19 protein-coding genes and 1 pseudogene are annotated in these 24,707 nt (G+C 63.7%); 8 read left to right on the top strand and 12 right to left on the bottom strand.

The window, feature by feature from the left end; genetic code table 11:
• Positions 1–313: 313 nt before the first annotated feature.
• Complete coding sequence (locus G6N45_RS28205) at positions 314–970, bottom strand: hypothetical protein (RefSeq protein ID WP_246228818.1); 657 nt, start codon at positions 968–970, stop codon at positions 314–316.
• 86 nt (positions 971–1,056) lie between these two features.
• On the opposite strand from G6N45_RS28205, the gene G6N45_RS28200 reads away from it, so the two are divergent.
• Positions 1,057–1,797, top strand: coding sequence for a hypothetical protein (locus G6N45_RS28200; protein ID WP_246228817.1), 741 nt, complete (start codon positions 1,057–1,059; stop codon positions 1,795–1,797).
• Positions 1,798–1,928: 131 nt separating this feature from the next.
• Positions 1,929–2,885, top strand: a complete 957-nt coding sequence (locus tag G6N45_RS27600; RefSeq protein ID WP_163727517.1) for a hypothetical protein — start codon at positions 1,929–1,931, stop codon at positions 2,883–2,885.
• A gap of 15 nt (positions 2,886–2,900) precedes the next feature.
• On the opposite strand, the gene G6N45_RS27595 is transcribed toward G6N45_RS27600, so the two are convergent.
• From G6N45_RS27595 to G6N45_RS27565, 7 genes and pseudogenes are all read right to left on the bottom strand, one after another.
• On the bottom strand, positions 2,901–3,191 hold the full coding sequence (locus G6N45_RS27595; protein WP_163719621.1) for a hypothetical protein: 291 nt from the start codon (positions 3,189–3,191) through the stop codon (positions 2,901–2,903).
• Positions 3,192–3,444: 253 nt separating this feature from the next.
• Complete coding sequence (locus G6N45_RS27590; RefSeq protein WP_163727514.1) at positions 3,445–4,029, bottom strand: WD40 repeat domain-containing protein; 585 nt, start codon at positions 4,027–4,029, stop codon at positions 3,445–3,447.
• Positions 3,986–4,291, bottom strand: coding sequence for a WD40 repeat domain-containing protein (locus G6N45_RS27585; protein WP_246228816.1), 306 nt, complete (start codon positions 4,289–4,291; stop codon positions 3,986–3,988). Before G6N45_RS27585 ends, G6N45_RS27590 begins: the two co-directional genes overlap by 44 nt.
• A complete protein-coding gene (locus G6N45_RS27580) occupies positions 4,198–4,806 on the bottom strand; it encodes a WD40 repeat domain-containing protein (protein WP_246229214.1) in 609 nt (202 codons plus the stop codon). Before G6N45_RS27580 ends, G6N45_RS27585 begins: the two co-directional genes overlap by 94 nt.
• 230 nt (positions 4,807–5,036) lie before the next feature.
• Positions 5,037–5,591: pseudogene (locus G6N45_RS28190) on the bottom strand (WD40 repeat domain-containing protein); the annotation flags it as partial.
• Complete coding sequence (locus G6N45_RS27570) at positions 5,510–7,681, bottom strand: toll/interleukin-1 receptor domain-containing protein (protein WP_163727502.1); 2,172 nt, start codon at positions 7,679–7,681, stop codon at positions 5,510–5,512. The gene G6N45_RS27570 and the pseudogene G6N45_RS28190, both read right to left, overlap by 82 nt.
• A 264-nt stretch (positions 7,682–7,945) precedes the next feature.
• Entirely contained in the window at positions 7,946–8,248 is a 303-nt protein-coding gene (locus G6N45_RS27565; protein ID WP_163719614.1) for a hypothetical protein, read from the bottom strand.
• Positions 8,249–8,551: 303 nt separating this feature from the next.
• On the opposite strand from G6N45_RS27565, the gene G6N45_RS27560 reads away from it, so the two are divergent.
• The 3 genes from G6N45_RS27560 to G6N45_RS27550 all read left to right on the top strand — a co-directional run bounded on the left by G6N45_RS27560 (position 8,552) and on the right by G6N45_RS27550 (position 10,794).
• The gene (locus tag G6N45_RS27560) at positions 8,552–9,226 is read left to right on the top strand and encodes a DUF5995 family protein (RefSeq protein WP_163719612.1); all 675 of its coding nucleotides are present in this window, start codon (positions 8,552–8,554) and stop codon (positions 9,224–9,226) included.
• 137 nt (positions 9,227–9,363) lie between these two features.
• Positions 9,364–10,254, top strand: coding sequence for a caspase family protein (locus G6N45_RS27555; RefSeq protein WP_197746861.1), 891 nt, complete (start codon positions 9,364–9,366; stop codon positions 10,252–10,254).
• 66 nt (positions 10,255–10,320) lie between these two features.
• Positions 10,321–10,794 carry a hypothetical protein gene (locus tag G6N45_RS27550; RefSeq protein WP_163719610.1) on the top strand — a complete coding sequence of 158 codons (474 nt, stop codon included), beginning with the start codon at positions 10,321–10,323 and terminating at the stop codon, positions 10,792–10,794.
• 38 nt (positions 10,795–10,832) lie between these two features.
• On the opposite strand, the gene G6N45_RS27545 is transcribed toward G6N45_RS27550, so the two are convergent.
• The 4 genes from G6N45_RS27545 to G6N45_RS27530 form a co-directional block, all read right to left on the bottom strand.
• Positions 10,833–11,930: a ComEC/Rec2 family competence protein gene (locus G6N45_RS27545; RefSeq protein ID WP_246228815.1), complete on the bottom strand. Its 1,098-nt coding sequence runs from the start codon at positions 11,928–11,930 to the stop codon at positions 10,833–10,835.
• Positions 11,931–11,941: 11 nt separating this feature from the next.
• A complete protein-coding gene (locus tag G6N45_RS27540; protein ID WP_163727499.1) occupies positions 11,942–14,419 on the bottom strand; it encodes a hypothetical protein in 2,478 nt (825 codons plus the stop codon).
• A 181-nt stretch (positions 14,420–14,600) separates the two neighbouring features.
• On the bottom strand, positions 14,601–15,671 hold the full coding sequence (locus tag G6N45_RS27535) for a T6SS phospholipase effector Tle1-like catalytic domain-containing protein (RefSeq protein WP_246228814.1): 1,071 nt from the start codon (positions 15,669–15,671) through the stop codon (positions 14,601–14,603).
• Positions 15,672–15,711: 40 nt separating this feature from the next.
• Positions 15,712–16,530: a M23 family metallopeptidase gene (locus G6N45_RS27530; protein ID WP_246228813.1), complete on the bottom strand. Its 819-nt coding sequence runs from the start codon at positions 16,528–16,530 to the stop codon at positions 15,712–15,714.
• A 393-nt stretch (positions 16,531–16,923) separates the two neighbouring features.
• Here G6N45_RS27530 and G6N45_RS27525 point away from each other — a divergent pair, with 393 nt between their 5' ends.
• From G6N45_RS27525 to G6N45_RS27515, 3 genes are all read left to right on the top strand, one after another.
• Positions 16,924–21,012, top strand: a complete 4,089-nt coding sequence (locus tag G6N45_RS27525) for an nSTAND1 domain-containing NTPase (protein WP_163727496.1) — start codon at positions 16,924–16,926, stop codon at positions 21,010–21,012.
• A gap of 277 nt (positions 21,013–21,289) precedes the next feature.
• Positions 21,290–21,604 carry a hypothetical protein gene (locus tag G6N45_RS27520; RefSeq protein WP_163727493.1) on the top strand — a complete coding sequence of 105 codons (315 nt, stop codon included), beginning with the start codon at positions 21,290–21,292 and terminating at the stop codon, positions 21,602–21,604.
• Between the two features lie 22 nt (positions 21,605–21,626).
• Positions 21,627–24,695, top strand: coding sequence for a type 2 lanthipeptide synthetase LanM family protein (locus G6N45_RS27515; RefSeq protein WP_163727490.1), 3,069 nt, complete (start codon positions 21,627–21,629; stop codon positions 24,693–24,695).
• Positions 24,696–24,707: the final 12 nt, after the last annotated feature.

The following is a 24,707-nucleotide window of genomic DNA, read 5'->3' as shown; positions in this document are numbered from 1 at the left end:
ACGCCGGTTCCGCTCAGGGCAAATGGGATCCAGGAAACCTGTCGATGGACTGGTTCCGCGGTGAGGTCCAAAAGGATCTGGACGACGCGGTCTTCCCCGGGGAGCAACCCATGCCCGCGCCCGAACCGGATCCCGACCCTGTTCTGCCGCCCAAGCTGCTTCCGGAGCCCAATCCTCGATCCGATCGTCAACTATTGGAGGAGATCTGGGATCAGTTGCGAGGACCCGGCGGAAACGGTTGGCGACAACTCGGCGGCAACACTGTGGTGGATTACCTCCACGAAATCGGCTGCTTCGCTACCGACCTACGCCATCAGCTCGACGAGCTCTCGACCATGCTCGAGGCACTGACCACGCGAGGTCTGTCCACCACACCGAACGGCTCAACGGCTCCCAGAAAGGCCGCGGCCAAGAAGGTACCCCGAAGAAAATCCGGCCAAAAGACGCCGGCGAAGAAAACCGCGGCCAGTGCGGCGACCAGGAAGCCACATGCCAAAAGCCGGCCAAGAAGACCAGCTGAGACGAGTCCTGCACCACGCGTGAGGCGCGGACCAACGAAGGATCGAAGCGATGGCAAATAATCCGACAACGAGGGGTCGATAATGGCCAGGGATGCGTCTGGGAATTGGATCGGATATGGCCGGGAGACAGTAGTGCCGAGGTCACGAAGATCGAGCGACGCATGCTGGCGGCCTTCCCGGCCAACAGCCACGCGAAGGCGCTCGGAGTCAAGGAAGACGAGCAGTACACCGACGAGACTGCAGCAGCGGTGAAGGAACTCGCGAAGTTCATCAACAACGATCCCGATCTCCTGGCGCGCATGGCCGGTGGAATGCGCCTCGCCCGAGCGGAGGACCTTGGCATCGCGGATCTCGCCTTCCGCAGAGCAATTGGTGCATTTGTCCCTCCGGATGCCGCCATCCCGCCGACTGGGGCCGGTACCCGATCCAGGGTGTCTGGGCTGACTCACGCGCCTTCCTCAATCCACCGGAGGCACACAGCTTCGAGAAGGCAACCGACCAGTTCCGCGATGAATTCATCCGGCTGTACCGGGCGATGGCGGGCACGCCTATCTGGCTGATCGGATACTCGATGGGCGGAGTCTCGGTATGCAAAAGCCTGAACGCATTGCCGTCGGACTGGCGGCAGTTCGTGGCAGGCGTAACCACCTTCGGTGACCCCTGCATGCCGGCCGAAGGCTCCCTGCTCGGCAACGATGACGGGGAGGGAATCTCGAAAACGCCGCAACCGGAATGGGTTCGCGACCGCTACTGGTCCTACAGTGTGACTGGGGACTGGTATCCCCGTGCGCGGGGACTACTGTTCGTGCTGTACGAGATCTTGGCCAAAGCTGAACTGACGGTGGATTTTGCGGCCTTCCTGATCCGGATGTTGGTGACCCTGCCGGGTCGCATTCTCACCGGCGAGGCCGACGCCGGTGATGATCCGGTCGACCAGAACCTCCACGGCGTCCTACGGCCGCTCGCGGGGGCCATCACTACGGGCAACGACAATGTCATCGGCGCCTTCCTCAATCCCTTCCAGACATTGTTCGCATTGCGCTCGGTGATCTGGCTGATCTTCGATGCGGTGAAGTTCGTCGCTACCCAGGCCCATGGGATGTACGCTGACCCGCGCTTCGCCCTCTGGGGCGGAATGACCGCTGTAGACCACGCCACGAGCGTGATTCGGCGGACCGCCCCACAAGGTTGCACGTTGTTCCTCTTGCCGGGCACGTGGAGCAACTGGGATCAGCTCTTCCAATTCGACGTCGCAGCCCGACTCCAGGGCGCATGAGTACTTCCCATCCGCGGGCGTGGCGCACCGTGGGGGGACGGGCGACAGGCCAGGCGTCGACTCCTGCGAACCGATCCCTGAGTCCGGCGCCGAGCACATCGCCTGGCCCTGCCGAGGCGGAGACCGCTGAGATGCCCCCTCGGCGGCCTCGACATCCGGCCGAGAAAGAGCACAGCGCTCCCTGGAGGCAGAGTGTCTTTCGCCGCGTCCTCGCGCTACAGGGCGAACTGGAACGCCTCAAACACGACGGTCGGCACGATGAAAGCCGCGTTCGAACCGTCGAGGTCCTGCTCGACGCCGCCGAGGATGCGGCGACAGCCGACGTCGGTGTGGCGAAATGGTGGTGGGGAACAGAGGTCGAACGCGCATGGGCAGCCCTGCGCGAAGCCGAGGAACGCACCGTGTACCTGCTGCCCGACGGTGACATAGGTGCACGCGCTGCAGCAGTCCTCGCTTATGGCAGGAGACACCTCGCCGGTGACGATCCACGGCTGATGCTGCTCGATCGCCTTCGGTCAGCGACGGTAGCGGGAGGTGACCCGCCGTTGGCGCCGCTGCGCGCGTGCATTGCGGAGGTTCTCCGAGCCTCACACCACCTTGCCGACGGCAATCAACAACAGGCCCGCTACTTTCGGAACCGGCTTCTCATCGCCTCAGCGTTCAGCGGGCTGTTCGCGGTCCTCATTGCCGTTGCCCAATGGTTGCTTCCCCAAGTAAACGTCATCACTTCGCCTGCAGATTGGCACGGCACCGCCTGGGTCCCGCTGGTGACGGTGATGCTCTTCGGGGCTGTCGGTGCGCTGTTCACGGCGATACCAGCAATCGCCAAGATCCCCACCGACTTCGGTCCTTTCAATCTGCCTCTTCAGCAAGCCTTGCTCAAGATCGTCTTCGGTCCCCTGGTCGCCGTGATCGGCCAGGCGGTTCTGGGATCTGGAGTTCTCACCGTAGCTGTACCGACGACATGGCCGGCGACCTTCTTGTCCGCCGTTGTCTTCGGGGCGGGCCAACAAGCCGTCACGCGCTATGTCGACCAACGCGCCGGCAAGATACTCGACGTCGGCACGGACGGTGCATCGGTGAATTGACTCGCGCTCTACCTCCTACAGCCGGTCCATCATCCGCGACATCGCCGCATCCTCGATGAAGTCGTAGTGCTTCGGGTATCTACGCCGCCGGGCAGGTCCTTCGGTCGTCTCGGCGCGCACGAACAGCGATCGAACCGTGCTCCGGAGGTTGCGCCGGACCCGGGGGCTTGTCAGTGCTGCAGCCGAACCGATGAGGACCTGCTGCTCGGTGATCAGCGTCGGCGGCTGCGCCGGTGCTGTGGTGACCGGGACTTCCTCGGGCTGGACTCGGGGCGAGACGTTCGGACGTGTTGCCAATTCAGTCATTTCAGTGCTCCTGCTCAAAGTATTCGAACGCTTGGCCCTACTGGACCTGCATGCCTCAAAGCTATGAGCCGGCCAACGTGACGTCGCGCGTAGTCCCTACTCGTTTTCCCGGCCGTCTCCTCGTGGAATACGCAGAGTTTCACCACGTCCATACTCAGGAGGTATGTCACAGGGCCTGAGCAGGACATATCCTGCGGCCGCTACCTTCAACAATGACCGGTGGGGTGACAGTTGACAGCGCCCACTGCGCCAATCAATGGTCGTCTGAGGCCACAGGAAGGTCGTGGCAGACCGGCTCGTAGTCGATGTCGCGAGACACCCAGTCATCCCACTGGTGGTGGCTGGGATTGGCAGTCAGTTTGCTGCACAACAATTCCGGCCAGGCTGCCGGTCCCGGCCACACCCATACGGTCGCATCTTTGCCGCCGGAGGCAATGCGCTGTCCGTCGGCGCTGAATGCGACACTGTAAACCTCGTCAGGTGCTACGACGGGAGGTCCCATCGGCTCGCCGGAGTCGTTGTTCCAGAATCGCACACCGTGGTCGACGCTGCCCGTCACGAGACGGTCGTCACTGGGTCCGTATGCGATGCTGAAGATCCAGTCGGTGGTGCGCATCGTGCCGACGGGATCATGTGAGTCGGTATCCCAGAAACGCAGCACCTTGTCGAATCCGGCGGACACGATGTGGTGCCCGTCAGGGCTGAACGCCACGCTGCGAACGATGTCGTCATGGCGCAGCGGCGGGCCGATCGGTTCACCGTTGTCGGCGTCCCAAACCCGCACGGTACCGTCATCACCGCCGGACGCGATGTGCTTGCCGTCGGGGCTGAATGCCACACCGGACGACACTTTCGTGCCCGACAAGCGGATCACCGATACGCTGCCCAGTGTCGGCGTTCCACAGAAGGAGCGTGTGGTCGGCGCCGCCGGAGACCAGGCGGTGGCCGTCTGGGCTGAACGCCACGCTGTACACGGCATCGGTGTGGCCCGCCAGAGGTTTGCCGATCAGTTGCCCTGTGTCAGCGTTCCAGATGCGCACGGTTTCGTCGCCGGTGCCGGCGCCTGAGGCGATGCGGTGCCCGTCTGGGCTGAATGCCACCGTGTTGACTGCATCGGTGTGGCCATGGAGGGTCTCCCGATCTGTTTTCCGCTGTCGGCGTCCCACACCCGCACGGTTCGGTCGTCGCCGCCGGAGGCCACCCGGCGGCCGTCAGTGCTCAGTGCCACGCTGCGGACGGGACCGCTGTGGCCGGTGAGCGCCATCCCGACAGGCGCATCGGGGTAGCTTGTCCAGATACGGAAGCTGCGGTCATCACTGGCTGACACGATGCGCTCGCCGGTTCGGTCGAACGCGGCACTGGAGACGGGTTCGACGTGACCCGTCAACGGGCCGGCGATTGCGGTCCCATCATCGGCGTTCCATAGCCGAACCGTCTTGTCACGGCTGGCGGAGACGATGCGGTGACCATCGGGACTGAATGCCACCGACCGGACGATGTCAGTGTGACCCACGAGCGGCGTGCCTATCTGTTGCCTGTCCGCGACGTTCCACAAACGAATCGTTCTGTCGGCGCTGCCCGAGACCAGGCGGCGCCCATCGGGGCTGAACGCCACGGATCGCACAGCCCCGTCGTGTCCTCTGAGCGGCTCACCGATGGGGGAGCGTGAAGTGCTGTCCCACAGCCTGATCGTGCCATCGCCGCTGGCGGAGGCGAGTAGGCTTCCGTCATTGTTGTACCCGACGCTCCACACTGAATCACTGTGTCGAGGGGAGCACCGATCGGTTCGCCATTGTCGGCGTTCCACACCCGAACCGTCGCGTCCTGGCTTCCAGAAGCGATCCGGTGACCGTCTGGACTGAAAGCGACACTGCGGACCGCGTCGGTGTGGCCACTCAACGGGCGCCCGACTGGTGTGCCGGTGTCGGCATTCCAGATGCGGAGTGTGTGGTCGTCACCCCCGGAGGCGATGCGGTGACCGTCTGGGCTGAATGCGACACTGCGGATAGCGGCGGTGTGGCCGGTGAGCGGTTCTTCGATGAGTCGGCCCGTGTGGGCATCCCACAGTCGCACGGTCGAGTCAGCGCTGCCCGTGACAAGGCGGTCGCCGGTCGGATCGAAGGCCGCACTGGTGACTTCGGCATTCTGCTCGATGATCTTGTCGGTGTCGCTCCGGGAGGTGATCGCCAGCAGTTGTGCGCTCTGGTCGGCGGCCGGCGAGACCCTCGGTGCGGCAAGGATTTCCTGCAACGCCCGGGTGTCTCCACCGGGGCTGATCCCAGCGAGGATGGCTTGCCCCTCAGCAGTGAGTCGTAGCGCTACCGCGTCGTGGGTCGCCGAGTTCGCGCGGTGCGAGGCCGAAACGGCTGCGAAGAACCCGGCAGCCGCGACGATGGCCACGACCAGCGTGATCGCCAGCACGGCACGCAGCACACGCGAACGCTTCCGTAACACCGCGGCATGGGCCTGTGCTTGCTCGCGCGCCGCCGCTTCAGTAGCAGCCAACTTCTGGGCGGCCAAGACTTTCGCTTCCCGCAGTCGCCTCTGAGCTTCCTCGTCCTTGTCCTCACGTTCCTGCGAGGCATCGAGGTAGTCGCGGATACCCGAAAGGCGCTCGCGAAAATTACTGTCGCGGGCGAGGGTCTGGGCTTCGGCGAGTCGAGTTCCTGCAGCAGCCAGGCGTCGTCACGGTCGTTGCTGCGCCAAGCATGGGCAGCAGTTCCCAGAGAGTCGGCAGCCTTGAGTTGTTCGCGGGCGTCCGACAACCACACCGCCAGTTCGTCCCATTGACGCAGCAGACTTTCCAGGGCCACTTCAACGGTGATCTCACCCGCGCGATCGTCGCGCATCAGCAGGCGGGCTCTGACGAACTTCTCGATGAGCGGCCGGCTGTCTTCTGGTAGGTCCGCCCACCGCGCCAAGCGTCGAACCGGTTGATCGTTCTCCGGGTTCACCGTCGTCAACCAGGGTACGAATGCTGAACGCAAAGAACGATATTCAGCAGCTCGGGTACGGCTATCCCCGGACAGCAGCTTGTCGATCTCAGAGCCCACGACGCTACGCATCCCACCCATCGACTCGTAGTGCGCCAGTGTCAGTGTTCGGACCGTGGCGTTGCCGGCTCCCGTGTCGGCATAGTCTTCGTAGAGACGAGCGAGCGTGAGCGCCAGCAGCGGCAGCGTGTCGGCGCCTTCGGTGCAGTCCTCGAGTAGCTGATTGACCAGAGCTTCATCGATAAGCAGGGGATAGCCGCCTTGAGTCGCTCGTTCTGCCGGCCCGGTGATCACCTCTTTGAATTGCGTGCGCGGCATCGGTTTGAGCTCATCGAATACGATGGTGTGCAGCGCGCTGAGCTGAGGCGCGGTCTGCAGAGCAACGTAGCGGTCGGTGCGGATCGTCAGCGCCACGATCAGTCCGAGGCCACCGCCGTTGGTGGCGTCGCCGCTTGCGGTACCGAGTGCAGCGATCAAGTCCAAGAATCGTTGTGCCTCGGGACCGGCGTCGACGCTGAACAATTCCTCAGCCTGATCAACGGGCAGCACCACGGTGGGAAGTGGCAGTTCCCCTTTTTCGACGAGCAGTCTGGCGCTCGCTGCGTGTTGGATCTCGCGGAGCAGTGCTTCGAGCGCGCCTACGCCTGCTGCGGTACACGCCTGCTTGATCGCCCCGAGGGTCGGGTCGGTTAGATCCAATCGCGACCGTGCTGCGTGGATGGCGCGGGCCAGACCGGTGTCTCCGGTCAGAACGCTGGATTGAGGTCGCACGATGTCGAGCACGACGAACTCGCGGTCGTCACGGATCACTCGGGGTAAGAGACCGGCGCGCAGAAAGGACGACTTCCCGGTGCCGGACGGACCCAGAATCGCGAAAACGGTCTCCACCTTGGTGCGGCGCATACGCCGCAGTGCGTCCAGCCCCCGGAGTATCTCGGCGTCGCGCCCGAAGAAGATCGCCGCGTCGGCGGCCTCGAGCGGTTCCCAGCCGCGATACGGCGCGCGCCGCGGGTCGTCGGCGGGGGGCCACCCGAAGGAGTCGGCCGCAATGCCGGATCCGATGATGCCTTGGCGCAGCCGGTGAAGACCCTCCGACGAGAAGTTCACGAATCCGCCGTCGTCCACCGCGATGTTGGTGACGGAGCCGGCGCTGCACAGGTCGATCTGTTGCCATTCCCGGGTGGGGTCATCGCCGGCGAGAGGTGCGATCAGCACAGTGAAGATGCGCTTGTTCAGGTACTCAGCGAATCGGTACTCGGTCCGGCACTCCGGCGAGTCCTCCCAATTCGGGGACAGTAGGCATATCACCGCCTCGCAGCGGCTGCTGGCCTGACGCAACGCCTCCTTCCACCGCTGACCACCCTGAATCCCCGTGTCGGCGTCGAGGTCGAGGTAGATTTCTTCGGCTAGCGGAGGGTTCTGCTCGATGAGCCACTGCCGCAGGGCAATCGCCTGCCGATTATCACGACGCGAGTGGCTCAGGAAGATGCGAGGCATCGTTCACTTGCCGCGTCGACTGTCGCGCCGATCCCTGCGCTGACCTGTCTGCATGTGCGTCTTCCCCCCGTGGTATGCCGCCACACGAGAATAATCCGCGTGTCCGACGTGCACCAGCGATTGGCATTCGCGGGAGAGGCGCACGGACGTGGCCTTCTCGGCGCAATCGATGTGCCGCAAGGCATGGCGGATCCATTCATGCGAAGGAGTTGAAGGACTTCGAACGTCGCCGTCCGATAGACGGAGAAATTTTGCCCGTTCTACTCAGGCCGCGGCGCACACCGCATCTATGGTGAGCGATCCGGTTCCAGCCAGCGTGGGCTCGTTCTGTAGCTCGTTCAGATCCCAAAGGAGCAGACGAGCCTTGACTGCCGGTGCCCCGCTTCTACCGGCCACCCAGTTCGCGGCATCGTCCAGGGAGCTGACGTGCGAGAGGTCCCACCGATCCTTCGCCTGGCATGCAGTTTCGAGGAGGATCTCCTTCTTCTCATCACTCGTGTTTCCGAGCTGCGAGTACATGCCGTTGATCCGCGTCGTTACGGCACGCTCGTCCAGCGACCCGTCCACAGCGCTTATCTCGTGTGCCAATGCCCGGACAAAGTTCTCAGCTTGCACTCCGCGGGCCCCACAAGCGGTCAGGCCGCAAGCAGGCACAGTCATCAGCAGGACGAAGCGGGGGAGTGCGCGGAGTCTCATCACAGGCGCCCTTCTTGCGGTTCTGGCTCATCGGTGTGAACTATCTTTGTGATCCAGGCTTGGAGTCTTCTTGGAAGGTTCGACATCTCTGTGTCAGTACCGGCCAGTGCAGTAAGGAAGAGCGCTTAGTGCCCAACGTCTGCGAGCGATGCGCAAATCTGCTGTGATCAAGACATGACGGTGTCGACCGTGGCCCAGGTGGCGGCCCGCATGCAACAAATCGCTGCTGAGACGCCGCGCCCTGATGGTGCTCATGTTTTCAACGATGTCTACCTGCGAGTGACTCGCCAGATCGGTGAACGGCTCGATTCCGGTGCATTCTTTCGGGACGACGCATTCATGTCCGACATGACGGTCCGCTTCGCCAGCTTGTGGTTCGACGCGTACGACGCCGGTGACCGGCCGCCTGCGGCCTGGGAGCCCTTGTTCGCGATGCGAGCCCGGCGCGGCGTGCTGCCGATCCAATTCGCCCTTGCCGGCATGAACGCGCATATCGAACACGACTTGCCGATTGCAGTAATCAACACCTGCATCGCACACGGACGGAATCCGACCAGTCCAGGGCTGCGTGAGGACTACGACAGAGTCAACGACTTGCTCGCCGCGGCCGAAGGAGAGATCCGCCGATCATTTCTTTGCGAATTGGAGCAGGCCGTCGATGACCACCTCAGTCCTGTCGCTCATCTGGTCAGCTCCTGGAGCATCGAGAAGGCCCGCGACATTGCCTGGGTGTCCTTGGAAACGCTGTGGGAATTGCGCTGCCTACAGCGTCTCTACAACGCATACGCCGACGGGCTGGCTTACACCGTCGGCATGGGCTCGCGGCTGCTCCTGACCTCCATCGACTGAGAGAAGCGATCATCCAGAGGAGTGGTACATAAGTCGGCCTAGCCCGGCGTCTGCTGAACCTGCGGTCGAAAACCTGCCGAAAGAAGCCGCTGCGCGGCAGGATCGAAGAAGCACCATCGCACCACAGGGGGCACTTCATGAAGCGAGCGCTACTGGTCGGCATCAATCACTATGAGAACTTCGCTCCGCTGTACGGCTGCGCCAACGACGCCGCCGCACTGCACCCGTTGCTGGCCAGGAACGAGGACGGCAGCCCGAATATGGATTGCCGACTTGCCGTGGCGCGCGACGCGGCCGAGGCGATTCCCCGCGAGGGCCTGCAGCAGATGATCGTGCAACTGCTTTCGCCTGGCGTCGACTTCGCGCTGCTGTACTTCGCCGGTCATGGGGCGCAAACCGCCGGCGGCGGAGTCACGCTGGTGACCTCGGACGGCACACCCATGACACCGGGCCTGCAATTCTCAGACATCATGGCGACCATCAACGCAAGCGCAGTATCGGAAGTCACTGTGATTCTGGACTGCTGCTTCTCGGGCGGGGCGACCACTGTGGAGGCTCTCGGCAGCGGTCTTGCGAACCTGCGCACCGGTTTGGCGGTGCTCACCGCCAGTCGCGGCGATCAGGTCTCGATGGAAACGGCCGATGCCCGCGGTGAGTTCTCCGTGTACCTGCAGGGCGCGCTCGACGCAGGTGCTGCCGACGTTCTCGGCCACGTCAACGTGGCTGGGCTGTATGCCGCGTTGTCGGAATCCTTTGGGGCATGGGATCAGCGGCCCACCATCAAAGCCAACATCGACCGGCTGCACGACATCCGGACGTGCAACCCACGCGTGCCACTGCACATCATGCGAAAAATGATCGAATGGTTCCCCACCCCCCACCATATTTATCAGCTCGACCCCACCTACGAGCCAAGCAACCAGAAGGAACGTCACCCCAACGAGCAAATTTTGCCGGCCTGCAGAAGTTCCGCGCCTGTCTGCTGCTCGAGCCGGTCGGCGAGCAGCACATGTACTACGCCGCCATGAATTCCGCCGGCTGCCAGTTGACGCCGATGGGCATGCACTACTGGACGCTGGTGAAAACGGCCGGATATGACGCGGATCGGGGTCACCGGCCACCGAACCCTTCCCGCCTCAGCGATCGACTTCATCACCCAAGGCATTCGCGACGTGCTTTCCCCGTACGACTCGTTCATCGGATACAGCTGCCTCGCCGCCGGTGCTGACCAACTCTTCGCCACCGAAGTCCTCGCTGCCGGCGGGAAACTTCACGTTGTCCTTCCATCCGCGGGATACGCGACGACGTTTCATGGCCCGGATGCGACTCGCTACCGGCAACTGCTCTCGGCAGCGTCCGATAGGACCGAGCTGACGTTCCCGGCGCCGAGCGCGCCGGCGTATCACGCTGCCGGCCGGCTAATCGCCGATCTCAGCGATGTTCTCGTTGCGGTCTGGGACGGCCGGGCCGCACGCGGTGAAGGCGGCACTGCCGACATCGTGGAGCACGCCCGCAGCCTTTCCCGCGACGTGCGGATCATCTGGCCGGCTGGAGTCACCAGGGAATGACCTGGCCGCTGAACCGATGCCTTGCGCGTTCGGTAGGCCTAATGGATAGCAACTGTGATCCCGTGATCGCCTTCATCGGAAGGGTGCTTGGCCGTGTACTTCTTCGCTTCCTGTCGCTGCGGATCACACCAGGGCTTGGTCTGCTCGGAAAGGTAGTTGAACCACAATTGCGGATCGCAGTCGGCGGGCAGCGCATTGAGCAGGGTATCGATCGCGCGGGCGTTGGGATGACCGAAGTACTTGCCGTTACTGGAGATCGCGAACCGCTCACAGGCAACGGCTTCGATCATTTCGTCGGTCATGTTCCGGATGCTCCCGTGATGCGGCAGCTTGAACAACGCCACATCGACCGGTGTGCCGCCGGGGTAACGACCCAGCGCGTCCACCAGGACGCCGGGGAACGCGTCACCGGAAAGCAAGATGCGGTGACCGTCGTAGTCCAGGATGACCGCGATGCTGCTGCCGTTGGCGACAGACGAATCGCTCCCCGGAGGGTCGTCGGACTCGCCGAGGACGTCCGGAGCCGGCTCGTCGCCCAAGGTGTCGACCGGTTGAAGGCGCTTCTGCTCAGCCAGCTTGGTCAGCGCCGTGTCCGTGTCTCCGGTGGCGAATCCCTCCTTGGCGACGATGTCGACCCACCGCGCGCCGAGGGCTTTCAATTCGCTGCCTGTCGGCGACACAACATGCACGCGGGCCCCGCCGGCCAGAGTGGCTGTCGGCAACTCGCCATCTGGGGGGACGAAGATGGCTTCGCCGTCGAAGGCGCCATTCCACCGCTGTCCGGAGTGGGTGAGCACTGCCTGGAGGTATTCGCCCTGCCGTTCGTCGAGCAGGTCACCGTCATCCAAAGCGGCGTTGATCTGGCGCGTGCCGTTGAACCACACGTCGTCGAAGGTCACACCCAGATGCCTTTCCTGCAGGAGCCGCAAGATCCCCTCGATGTGGTCTGCATCGACATGGGTGATGATCAGCAGTTCGAAATGTCGGTCTGTCGGATCGAGCCGTTCGATCCTGGCCCGCAGATGCTTGTAGCTGTAGTAGGGGCCACCGTCGACGAGTACGCGGCGCACGGGATCGCCGTATTCGATCCACAAGCAGTCACCGTGACCGGCCGGCAGCATTTCGACAGAGAACATCTCGGTTCCTCTCAGACGGTGAGGCGATAATCGGCGTCCCCGAAGGCGTTGAGCGCCATGGCCATCAGCGACCCCTCGGCGAGCCCGCTCGCGCGTGCCCGCCGCAACAGTTCGCCGAGCGGCTGAAGACCTGCAGCGGATTTGACCGCGGCGACGAGTTGGGCAGCGACCGGACCGGCCTGCCGGCCGAGCACCGTTGACGTCGTCCCGACGACCACAGATGCTCGGTGCTCACGGAACATTCGGGCAAAGGTTGCCTGTTCGGCTCCCTCGGACGCCGTCAGGCATCCGAACAGGAAGACCACCGGACCGGGATTATCTGACGTGGTATCGACGCATCCCTCCTCGATCTGCGTCAGATGCAGATCGCTGTCGGCTCCGATCTGCATGCTCCATTCGCCGCGACGGTCGTCGAATCGTGCGTGGCCCAGCACGATGAGCAGGTCAGGTTGATGTCCGGTGATGACAGTCCGCCAGGCTTTCCAATCGGTGATGGGTCCGTCGAACGGAAGCCCCGCATCCTCCAGGGCCTGGGAGATCCTGCGCGACGGTGGAATGTAGGTCTCCGGGGCGCCCCTCGGCGCCCGGTCGGCCTTGACACTGAGTGCTACCGCTGCTCGTTTCAGTGGAACCGGTGTGCGTCCGGCGATGTCGCCTCGGCGCAGTCGCGCTTGTGCTTGCCGCTCCGCGTTGCCTACCGCGTTGTGCCGTTCGATCACCTTGCTCAATCCCCAGAAGCCCAACGGGCACAGGGTTCCGCCGTTGACGGCGTCGGTGAGATGGCACCGTGGGCAGACGCCGGTGCTGATGCCGTCGGTCCATTCCGTGCACAGGGTGAAGTCCTCGGAGGGACTCGGCAAGTCGTAGATGAACTCGTAGGGGAGTTCCGGAGCAGCGTCGCTGAGGCGGATGGCCTGGAGGAACTTCTCGCGTCTGACCGCATCGCGTTGCTGTTGGTTGGGGAACATCGCTCGCAGCAGCAGGAAGCCCTGCACCGCCAGGTATTCGAGAAGCGTACGGGCGCGCGGATCGTTCAGGTCGGCAACCTCGTCGAGTTCGACAGCCATCTCCCCGAGTTTGGTGGCGATGCGACTGCTGGCGTTGCGCATTTCCTCTTCGCGTGGCTCGATGAGAAAGTCCCCGGAACTGGAGTAGACAGCCGGCTTGGCGTCGAGTTCGACGGTGGCTCCGCCGGCGGAGTGCGTATCGAGCCCCGCCATCGGGTGGAATTCGCCATCGACGATGAGACTGAGTTGTTGCCCTGCTTGTGAATCGGTGTCGCTGTCGAGGACAGGTCCGGACAACACGGCGCTCTGGATGGCTCGCGAGCGGTGCCACACGGTGAGGCGGCCGCGCCACTGTGTAACCGTCGGCTCGATGTCGAGCGGAAACATCGCGTCGGCGGTCGAGCCGCTGACCGGGAGGTGCAGGGGTCGCCGAGCGATGTCACCTGTCTCCGGCTTCAGCGTGATCTCCAGTTCCCAACCGGACGGTCCAGGGTCTCCGAGTTGTGTTTCGTCGAGTGCGACGTCGGCCACCAACCGGGTAGGGCCGAGGGGGCCGATGCCGACCACCACCATCATCGGCTGGTTTCGGAGGAAGCCGGATCCGATGCGGGGGCCGAGAGTGCCGTCGGCGTGGCGCCGATGAAGGGCAGTTTGCAGGAACCTGCTGACGCCGGCGGCACCGGCGTGATGGCGATCGAGTGACTCGATGACCGATTGATCACCAGCCAGTGCCGCCGCGATCGCCGCACCGCCCGGCTGACGGACCCATCGTTGGTACGCCTCGGTGCTGCCGACCAGGTCGTGCAGTGTCGAGGGGGGGAGTCGTGTCGGTGGGACGCGCGGCGGCGGCAGCATGGCACCGGGCCCGGGAAACGACACTGGACCGCGAGGATCCGACGAGCGCGGTCGTCCCTCGGTGTACGCCGGCACTGACGGTCGGGGAGAATCGAGGTCGATCCCGGCGACACGTGCTGTGGCAGCCACATTTCGCAGAAACGCTTCGAGCGGCGCAACGGCCAGCGCGTCGGAGTTTCCCTCCAGAGCATAGGGACCCGAGGCGCGCAGCGCATCCTCGATAGTGGCTCCACGGGTCAATTCGCGGATGAAGCCGAAGACGCGATCGAGGGCGACATCCGCTCTGGCGTAACCAATGGCTCCGACGCTCCGCGACGCGGCAACGGCCAGCGCGCCGTCGATTCCGCGGACGCCGTGGCCAAGTAGGAGGACGAAATTGGCCGACACCGTTGTGGCTTCCCTCAGGCTGCGTAGCTCGGACTCTCCTTGGACCACGATGATGTCGCAGCTCAGACCAGTCACGCCGAGCGTCATCACTCGCAGCGGCACTTCAGCGCCACCGTTGTCACCATGGCCAGCATGAAGTGTGGTGACATCGATGCCGGGAAGGCAGCCCACTCGAAGAGGAAAGCGCCAGTCCGGCTCAGCGTCGAAGACCGGCGGCTCGATGACGCCCGCGGTGCTCACCGCGTGCTCGCTGGCGACGGCCAGACCTCATGGACGGGTCCGGCGACCCCAGGACGTGATACGCCGGCCACTGTCGGCTCATCAATGATGCTCACCATGCCGTCCCTCCGGTTGTGTACGTGTGGCGAGGCGAACCTGCAGCTCCGTGAGGTCCTCGCCGCTCGCTCCTGAGCCGCGCCCATCAGGGCGGCGGATAAGGGCGTGGCCGTCGCCAGTCGTCGCATACGTAGTGGGGCACGTCGGGGAGCCGTGCCCCGTAAGCGGGGTCCTTGGCAACTCTTTCCCGCACACTGGCGTGGATGAGCGCGGTCGCGGGAACGGTGCGTCGGCCGGGTCCGAGAAGGTCCCAGTACCGGGGCATCACGTGGTGGTCTCCGGTCGGGTCGACACCTGAAAGCGCGGACATCTGTGCGTAAGCGCGAGGACGGACCAGCAGACCGCGAAGGACAGCTTCGTCGGCCATCCATTTCAAGGGGATGTCCGAAAGTCTGGTGCCGGCGGCGAATACGCCACCGACATCGGAATGCACCCCGGCGAACCAGACTTCCAGTAGGTCCTGATTCTTGACCGCATTGAGGTGGTTGGGCTTCGGATACTCGACGAGATAAGGCGCGAAGGGCCGGCGTCTCTCGTCGATGGCCACTGCGTGACGGATGGTGGTCGCGTGCGGAAGTTGGCGGGTGTAGGGCCACCTGAGCTGACGCGTCAAAGTGCCTGCTGACTTCACGGTGTCCCAGATCCCCACGAAGTGAACCGGAGCGTGCCCAAAGCGGTTGACGCTGTGCGTTTCTGCGTAGACGCGCAGACCTTCGAAAAAGGTCGGGTCATCGTGACGCTGCTGCTTGGCGTAGGCGCTGACCGCGTACGGAATGAGAGTTTCTGATCCGCGCCGAAAGATACCGAAGACCTCGAGCAAGCCCGTGAGGGCCCGTGCGGTGTAGGCGCCTCGGCTGAAGCCGAACACGAAGATATGGTCACCCGACTCGTAGGTCGACGTGATGTACGAGTAGGCCTCGCCCAGGTTCTGCCGAAGACCCGCGCCGAACATCAGACCGGCGTAGCGCGACAGTACGCGGGCGGGCGGCGACCAGGCGGACGGTGAGCTGAAGGTGCCTACGCCTGGGTCGTAATACGCCACCTGCCTGCTGGGGTCGGACAAGTCCAGCATGTTGAGTAGCCGAACGACGTTGGTGTTGTCGGCTGCCCGTAGCTGATTGTTGGTGCCGTCCAGGCACATCACGATGTTCTTCACGGCCACGCTCGCGACGGATCGAGGCGGTCTTGCGCGTCCATCAGCGAGTCGCCTTGCGAGTCGCTCTGGGCTTCTTCTTGGCCGTCGTCGCTGAGACCTGCTGGTCGACCGGAGTGCTGTCGGTCCCTGCAGTGCGTTCCGGTCGGTCGATCTTGTCCAGGATGAAGGCAGCGCGTTCCCGCGCGACGCCGTCCACACTGTGGTCGGCGCACCGGCGCACGAGTTCGACCGCCGGCTGATAACCCAGCAGCGCTTCACGCTCGATGTACGCCTCGTGAGCCATGCCGTCGACGTTGAGCAGCATGCCGCGCCATGTGTCGACCGGTTGATCGTTGGAGCGGTAGATCGACCGGCTGGGTAGCGGGGCGGTCAGCAGGGCGTAGATCTCGCAGAGCATGTCGTGGTCCGATTTCGGCATGGTTGCCTCCCCTACGTGCTGTGCTGTCGCCGTGTCCGGCTCTGACGCGCCGGCAAGCCACGGCAAGGGATCAATCTGGGATCCCGCTCGCCACACGGTCGGATGCACCTCGAAGTGCAGGTGCGCGCCTGTGGATTGCCCGTTGTTGCCGACGAAGGCAATGTGTTGACCTGCGTGGACGCGATCACCGTTCCGGAGGCCAGTCGCATGTGCGTCCCACATGTGGCCGTAGACCGTTGTTCCACCGCCGGCCTCGGCGGGATGGTCGATCACGATCCATTGTCCGAACCCGTCAGCCCGGCCGATGAAGACGACTGAGCCCGCCTGCGCGGCGAATATCTTCGTCTTCTCCATCGCGGCGAAGTCAACACCGCGATGCATTCCTCCCGGCCGCATGCCGAATCGCGACGAGAATTCATAAGATCCGGCAAGCATCGGCATGAATCTTGTCATCGCCGCCCCACCCCCTTTGTGTCACGCGAACGTCGACGGTGTGCTGAGGCGCCCGTGCGTCCGGCTTCACTACTCACCGAAAGGCTAGAACGGGCGATGGGGCCGCGACTGCGTATCCGACTACTCGATTCCTGCCGGGTCGATTCGCATCGACGGCCGAGAGGTGGAGAAAATGCCCTTCGCGGAAAAAGGACCGACGGGAAGTACCTATCGAGGCCAGAAAAGGTATGACTCGAGTCGAGTAGTCGATTACTGGGTTTTCTGTCCGCATCCGGCGTCACAATCGTATCTACGTACCGACAGCTACGTCGGTGTCGTGGGGTGGATGAACATCTACCGCGGCGGCAATGACGGCCACGTCGTTGGGGGGTAGTGCCGCACATGGCGAACGTATTCATCAGCCACAACAGCGCCGACAACGACTGGGCCCAGCAGATCTTCGCGTGGTTGGAACAGGACGGCCACCGCCTCTTTCTCGATACGGACCTGGATGACGGGCTCGCCGTCGGTACTGACTGGGAGCGGCGCCTGTTCGAGCGACTCCGTTGGGCAGATGCCGTCGTCTGCGTGGTGTCGCCGAACTATGTCGGTTCCATATGGTGTGCGGCCGAAATCGGCGCGTCGATGGCACTCGGCGTTCAGCTCCTTCCGGTGAGCGTGGGTGGCAACGCCGTGCAACACAAGATGTTGGAGACGATCCAGGGTGTCGATGCCGTCAAAGACCCCGACGCCGCGTGTGCGGCTCTGCGTTCACGCCTGAAGGTGATCGCCGGCGGTGGCGGATGGGGATGGCCCGACGGCAAGCCCCCGTATCCCGGCTTGCGTGCGTTCGAACTCGGTGATCATCGCGTGTTCTTCGGGCGCACACGCGAGATCGTCTCTCTCACGAAGCGGCTCCGATCGTCCGAGCGGGCGCAACCCGCCATTCTGCTGGTCGTCGGCGCCTCGGGAAGCGGGAAGTCATCGCTGGTCCGGGCCGGCGTCCTGCCTCGAGTCGCCGGGGAAGACTACTGGCTGGCACTGCCACCATTCGTTCCGGGTACCGACCCACTGGAGAACCTCAGCCGCGTCGTCGCAGAATTTGCCCTTGCACGCAACATTCCCGTCGATACTCATTCCCTGCGCAACGATCTGGAGCATTACGGGCTGAAGACTGTCGCGGACGACGTGCTTCTCGCCGCCGCAGCACCCGCCCGCACCAAGCTCTTGGTCGTCATCGACCAATTCGAGGAGCTCTTGACGCAGACGGGCCCCGACGAGCGGTCGAAGTTCGTCACAGCGCTGGCCCCGGCGCTCGGCGGACCCGTCCAGGTGCTCGCGACGATGCGCTCCGAATATGTGGACGCACTCGGCAAAGACCCCGACCTGATGAACGTCCGAACCCGCATCTATCAAGTGCGTCCCCTCGGAACCGACGCCTTACGCGCGGTGATCGAGGAACCCGCCGCGGTGGCGGGATTGAGCTTCGAGGATGATCTCGTCACCCGCCTGATCGGAGACACCGGTACCGGCGACGCGCTGCCGTTACTGGCCTTCACCCTCGAACAGCTCGTCGCGGACGCGGGCCGCGGCGACGTGCTGACCCATCGTCGATACGACGAGATCGGTGGCGTCCAAGGCGCATTGCAGCGCCAGGCTGATGAAGCGTTGGCGACCGCCTGTGAGGTCACCGGAAAGTCGCCAGACGAGGTGATCGACGAGTTGCTCAATCTGGTCACCATCGATGAGCATGGCCGACCGAGTAAGCGGAGACTGATTCTGGAGGAATCACCGGATCCCGAGGTAAGCCTGAGACCATTCCTCGAGCGGCGACTGCTGACAACGGAAGTCGACGGTAAGACGACATCGATCACGGTGTCGCACGACGCCTTCCTGGTCAATTGGCGCCCATTGAACAAAGAAATCGATGCAGAGGTCACCGCGCTGCGGACACGTCGTGTGGTGGAGATGTCCGCCCAGGACTGGGAAGCCAATGGCCGAGATCCTGCAGTCCTCTTGCTGGGTCTCCCGCTCACGAAGGCGATCGTCGATACCGGCGCGACTTTCGACCCAGCTCACAAAGGACGTTTGCTGACCACCAGGGTCGACTTGAACGACAGCGCCAGGGAATTCCTTGCTGCCAGTGAGGGTTCCGAACGGGCTAAACGGGCCCGTGTGCGCACCAAACGGCTCGGTTTGGTCGCGCTTCTCGTGGTCGTCACCCTCGTCGCTGTCCTGGGGGCCGGTGTGGCGTTCAGATCGCGGCACGACGCCAAGGACAGTCAGCGTGAAGCCATTGCTCAGAAGTTGATCGCCGAAGCTCGGATCGACTTGTCGAAGGCTGTCGACACCGAAGGACTACAGCGACTGCTGGTTGGCCGGAGCCTTGCGGGAGCCGGAGACTCCGATGAGACTCTCTACCCCGTCGTTGTCGGCTCTGCCAGTACCTCCAAGATCATGCAGAATCCGCACCGGCCCGACGGTGATGAACTGCTGCCCGTCAAGGCCGTGGCCGTCAGCCCAGACGGAGAACTGATCGCGTCGGGGAGCAATGAGAAGACACTGCGAATGTGGGACGCGCGGACGGGAGCTCCCCTGCCACCGTTGAACCTGGCGGGGCCCGGACAGATCGGAGCGCTCGCCTTCGACCCCAGCAGCAGACGGATCGCCGCGGGCGGAAATGACGGCAGTCTCCAGGTTCTCGACGTTGCGAGCGGCAACCGTATCGGGACGCTGATGCAGCATCCAGGATCGGTGAGCACCGTGTCCTTTGGGCACGGGGGACAGTGGATCGCAACGGGAGACAGCCAACGCACCGTGCGGATATGGAGTGTATCGACCGGCAGAACGATCGCCACCGTGCCGGGTTCAGATGCGGGCTCAGCGCCTGTGGCGAAGAGCGTGTCGTTCAGCCCGACAGCTGATGTGGTCGCGGTGGCCAATGGCTACGGAGTCAGGCTGGTGGCTGCCGACTCGGGCCAGACACTGGTCGCGTGGGGCAGCAACATGGGCGTTGATGGTGAGCGGCAGGGTTACCCCATCACGAGTGTGGCATTCGACAACAGCGGTGAACGCCTGGTGGTCGGCGGGTATGGAGGGAGCATCGATCTCCTGGACGGGCACAGCCTGAAGCCGATGGCGACCCGGCGCGCCCACCCAGCTGTCGTGAACAGCTTGGCGTTCAGCGCTGACAACAGCCGGATCGTCTCTGGCGGGGATGACAGCGCCGTCAAAGTCTGGGACGCGACATCGCTGACGGGGCTGGGTGATACTTTTCGAGGCCACGATGGCGCCGTGTCGTCGGTGGCCTTCACCCAAGACGGGACCCGAATCGTGTCCGGCAGCCTTGACGGCACGGTGCGCATCTGGAACGCGGTGTTCGGCTTGTCGATACCGGCCAATCAGGGTGAATCGGTCAACGCAGTCGACTTCAGCCCCGACAACACCAAAGTGGCTTCCGGAGGCGTAGACGGCACAGTCAAGCTGTGGGACACCAGGACTGCCGCCTTGATCAGCACACTGGGACAGCCGGCAGCACCAGGCGATGCGCAGCACGCGATCAACCGTTTGGCCTACTACGCGAATGGCGATCGCATAGTCAGCGTGTCAAACGACGGTCAGGTGCTGGTGTGGAACACCGAAACAGGAAGTGCCACAAAACTTGACATAGGCCCGCGACGTGAGGGAATGCCCGTCTTCATGCAACCGCGTATGACCGGTGTGGCCGTAGACCCCGCCGAGAAGTACATCGCCGCAGGCGGCTTCGACGGATTGGTTCGGTTATGGGACGCCGACAGTCTGCGCCTCCTGGACGTGATGTCGGCGCAGACGACGAACACCGCGGGGGCCGTGGTGCCTTATCAAGTGTGGAGTGTCGCGTTCAGCCCCGACGGTGCTTACCTCGCCACCGGCTCCGGGAATGATCGATTCGGCGATCCGCAGAACCTGGTACAGATATGGGACGTCCATGCGCGCCGCGCGGACGGAGAACCTCTGCGGGGCGCTTCAGGTCAGACCGTGCTCGCGGTCGATTTCGTTGATGACAGCAAGCTCGTCTCGGGCAACAGCGATGGCACCATCCGTGTGTGGGACATGAACCGACGCAGTGAGATTCCCAAACCTCTTTATCGAGACCAGAGTGCCGTGTACAGCCTCGCTGTGCTGCACCGTGTTCCCTGGATCGCTGCCGGCGGAGGGGGCGGGATCGTCCGGGTCTGGGACATCATGGGAGTGCCACCCGAGGACACGCCGCTGGAAGGGCATCAAGATTGGGTCCGAAGCGTCGCTGTCAGTTCAGACGACACTTTGATCGTTTCCGCCAGCGCAGAGGGCGACCTCCGACTGTGGCCGGGTCCCAGCGACGTCCGTGAGGCACTCTGCAGAAAACTGACCGTCAACCCGACCCAACAACAGTGGGACAGCTGGGTTCAACACCAGAAGGATTACGAGGAGTTGTGTCCTCACCCCGGCCGAGAAACGAGTTCATCGTGAGGACGCGAAACGCAATCGCGTGTTGGATGACCGTCGTCGGGGCGGCGGTCGCATCAGGCCCATGCCCGCTGGCGCAGAGCCAACTCGAACGTCAGTGTTACCTCACCACCGCTGGGAACGTTGCATGCCTTTATCTCGGCAACACTCAAGCCGCAGAACGAGACTGCATGATGGTTCCCATGGGGCCGGGGTGCTACGTGCCCACGACCCTCGTCGAGAAGAACGGCCACTTCCAGTTACCGAACGGGGAATGGGCTGAGCCTCTACCCAGGGAACAATGGCCGCCACCCGGTGGAGAAGTGCAGTGGCCTGGCATCCCGACGGAGCAGGAAAGACCGCAACCGGCTCCTGCGCAACAGCCGGCGCGCTCACTGCCTTTTCCGATTTGGGATCTCTTCCCGTCTACGTCACCTGGTCCAATACAGCCGAGCACGACAGGAGAGAAAGAATGAGCGAAGCAACGCTGATGTGGCGGACGCGCGAAACCGTGCACCGGCTTGGCGTCACCGATGCGGAACTGGAGGCAGCGGCAGAGGAGTCCGCGCTGTCTTACACGTATCAGACGGACGCGTACTACCCCTGCTGCATCTGATGTGTCCAAGGACTAGGACGCCTTGAATCTTTTTGCTCCAGATCTGGCAACGCGGGCCGCGACCATCGACGAATTGCTGTCCGACGACTTCGTGTCCGTTCGAGCCTCGGTCTCCGGTGACGATGTTGCAGCGAAAAAAATTGCAGCGTGGTGCCGTTCAAGCAGCAGCGGTGACTGGGAGCTGTTCGAACGACGCCTGAGGCGTGACGGCTACTCCCTAGCAGATGTACGTGCGCGTTTCGCAGGACCGCATCGGTGTTCCTCGGTGCCCATGCCACAATGGTCCACCGACGCCGAGTGGATTCAGGTCGCGTTGCACAACACCTCGTCACCGTCTTTCGTAGGGGTTACTCGGTATCCGTTCGGGCACATCTTGTCGCCCCTCGCCAGAGCCGCTGCCGCACGGCTTCGGCATTCGGTGGATGCTTCCGTAAGCGGCCGACTCGCGACCTCGGCGCGCCAGGACTTGGCCGGGCTTCTTCTGAACCGGCTCTGCACCCTGTGCGCCGCCCCCCTGTACGACGGCTTCGTCGACTCGTCCGCGACCTATCGTGACTTCGTCCTGAGGATGCAGTCGGGCGGACTGATCGATCTCTTCCAGGAAAAGCCAGTGTTGTTGCGGCTTGTCGCATGTCTGACGCGGCAGTGGCTCAACACATCTCGCGAATTCCTCCTTCGCCTCGATGCCGACCTTCCGCGGATGCAACACGACCTCCTCCGCCGAGACCGCGACCTCCAGGTCATCCACCTACACGGCGTTGATTCCGACGTGCACCGCGGAGGTCGTTCTGTGCTCCGCCTCGAATTCGCAGACGGTTCGAGAGTGGTGTACAAGCCCAGGAATCTCGAACTCGACGCAGCCTGGCGAGGCGTGATCGAGCGGCTCAATCACGATGCACCACTGCTCCTGCGCGCCGCGGCCGTCGCCTCGATGGGTGACTACGGTTGGGCGGAATTCATCGAACACAGGCCCTGCGACTCCGAACGAGATTGCCGAGAGTTCTATTGCCGCGCCGGCGCATGGCTGGCGCTCCTCCACTGTTTCGGAGCCAGCGACATCCACCACGAGAACGTGATTGCTGCAGGCAGCCATCCGGTGCCGATCGATGTAGAGACTCTCCTCCAAGGAGCAGTGATTCGATCAACATCTCCTGGATCGCAGGCGTACGAAGCCGCACGGGAGATGATCGCGCGGTCGGTTGCTTCCGTCGGGATGCTCCCCTCCTACGCAAGCACTGCGAACGGTGTACGCACTGCCGGTGGAATCGCCTCGGAATGGCCGACGGGGAAAGCACTGATGTGGCAGGACATGAACGCCGACACGATGCGGCCATGCGTTCGTTCGGGCGCCGTACCGATACCGACCAACCTTCCCCTGTTGAGACCTGATCGCCACATCGGACTGGCCGGGCACGTCGAGGACTTCGTGGAAGGTTTCCGCACGTACGCCGCGTATCTCCGTGACGTGGGTCCGCGACTTTTCGACGGATTCGCGGAGCTCGACGTCCGAACCGTCCCGAGGCCCACGCAGTTCTACTCAATGCTCCTGCAGCGATTGAGGGACGACCGTTTGATGGACGATGGCGTCCTGTGGTCCAGCCAAGCCGATTTCGTCTCGAGGTTGTCCGACCCCGAGACTGCATCTGAAGAGACGTGGTCGCGGCAGAGGTCCGAGCGCAGAGCCCTTCTCGAATTGAATGTGCCGATGTTCACGTCGAAGACCGACGGTGTGCGATGCGGTCGCGACCGTCTTCGTTCCCTTTCCGACCGTGAGATCGCCTGGCAGGTCGAGATCATCCGGCAGACGTCACCTGATGCGACGGCACCAACGTCGGATAGGCCGTCAGGGTCGTGGGCCCTGATCGATCACGATCAAGCGTTGCCACAGTCGGCCTTCGCTCGTGAAGCTGCCGCGGTAGCCGAGCAGATCGCCGATCACGCGGTCCGCGAGTGCGGGGGCGCAGCCTGGGTCGGTGTGGGCTGGCTGCCTGACATCGATGCATCGCAACTCGCGGTGCTCGGTCACGACTTCTACAACGGCACGTGCGGAATCGCCACATTCCTGGCTGCATACTCCGCCGTCACCGGTGACGACCGCTTCGCGGAATTGGCCTCGGCAGCCCTTGCTCATGTGCGCGCCGAGATCGGTGGCCCGATCGCCGCGCATGTCGCCAGGGTGATGGGCATCGGAGGTGCGACAGGGTTGGGTTCCATCGTCTACGGCTTGACCTGCGTGTCCCGGTTGTCGGCCGATGATGGCCTACTCGATGATGCTCTCCGCGCAGCGCGGTTGATGTCGGACGATCTCATCGCCACTGATGTGCAACTCGATGTCATCGGCGGCAGCGCCGGCGCCATCCTGAGTCTTCTGTGCCTGCATCGCGAGACGGGCGAGCATGAAGTGCTTCAACGCGCTGTCGCCTGCGGTACTCACCTGCTCACTCAGGAACGTCGTGGGCCGCTGGGCCGGCGAAGCTGGCCCAGCGGCAACAACAGCCAGGTACTGAACGGAATATCCCACGGCGCGTCTGGCTACGCCTACGCGATGTCGGCCCTTGCCGAGGCGGCGCACCGTGAGGACTTCGCCGCTGCTGCCGCGGAGTGTCTCGACGTTGAGAGATACAACTTCGACGGCGACCGCAGTGACTGGCTCGACCCGGGCCTGAGCGAGCCGCACTGGCGGTCTCAATGGTGCCACGGTGCGGTCGGCATAGGTCTGGCGCGCCTCGGAATCGCCGAGATGGGCGCGCCTGAGATGCGTGGAACCGTGCACACCGACATCGAGGCGGCTCTGCGCGGGGCGTCGCTGGCTTGGCCAGGGCACACGGACACATTGTGTTGCGGTGCACTGGGCAGTGTGGAACTGCTGCGACAAGCGAGCACGACACTGGGCCGCGACGACCTGCGCCAACTCGCGTCCCGCCGGTTGTCGGCCGTATTGCGGAGGAAGTCGGTCAGTGGTGACTACCGGTGGAACGCGCAGGTGGCATCTCGGTTCAACGTCGGACTGTTCCGCGGATTGGCGGGCATTGGCTACACGTGCTTGCGCGAGGTGGACGATTCGTGCCCGAACGTGCTCATCTGGGCATGAACCGAAACACGG

It is taken from the genome of Mycolicibacterium psychrotolerans (genome assembly GCF_010729305.1).
GTDB lineage: Bacteria > Actinomycetota > Actinomycetes > Mycobacteriales > Mycobacteriaceae > Mycobacterium > Mycobacterium psychrotolerans.
The sequence above is the reverse complement of the archived record's forward strand: the minus strand, read 5'-3'. Positions and strand labels throughout refer to the sequence as shown.

Bases quoted from the DNA above. Each gene is read 5' to 3' on its own strand.
- G6N45_RS27595 (WP_163719621.1), bottom strand. From the start codon at position 3,191: ATGACTGAATTGGCAACACGTCCGAACGTCTCGCCCCGAGTCCAGCCC.
- G6N45_RS27525 (WP_163727496.1), top strand. From the start codon at position 16,924: ATGGCGAACGTATTCATCAGCCACAACAGCGCCGACAACGACTGGGCC.
- G6N45_RS27555 (WP_197746861.1), top strand. From the start codon at position 9,364: ATGAAGCGAGCGCTACTGGTCGGCATCAATCACTATGAGAACTTCGCT.
- G6N45_RS27550 (WP_163719610.1), top strand. From the start codon at position 10,321: ATGACGCGGATCGGGGTCACCGGCCACCGAACCCTTCCCGCCTCAGCG.
- G6N45_RS28200 (WP_246228817.1), top strand. From the start codon at position 1,057: ATGGCGGGCACGCCTATCTGGCTGATCGGATACTCGATGGGCGGAGTC.
- G6N45_RS27530 (WP_246228813.1), bottom strand. From the start codon at position 16,530: ATGCCGATGCTTGCCGGATCTTATGAATTCTCGTCGCGATTCGGCATG.
- G6N45_RS27560 (WP_163719612.1), top strand. From the start codon at position 8,552: ATGACGGTGTCGACCGTGGCCCAGGTGGCGGCCCGCATGCAACAAATC.
- G6N45_RS27545 (WP_246228815.1), bottom strand. From the start codon at position 11,930: ATGTTCTCTGTCGAAATGCTGCCGGCCGGTCACGGTGACTGCTTGTGG.
- G6N45_RS27520 (WP_163727493.1), top strand. From the start codon at position 21,290: ATGGCCGCCACCCGGTGGAGAAGTGCAGTGGCCTGGCATCCCGACGGA.
- G6N45_RS27600 (WP_163727517.1), top strand. From the start codon at position 1,929: ATGCCCCCTCGGCGGCCTCGACATCCGGCCGAGAAAGAGCACAGCGCT.
- G6N45_RS27570 (WP_163727502.1), bottom strand. From the start codon at position 7,681: ATGCCTCGCATCTTCCTGAGCCACTCGCGTCGTGATAATCGGCAGGCG.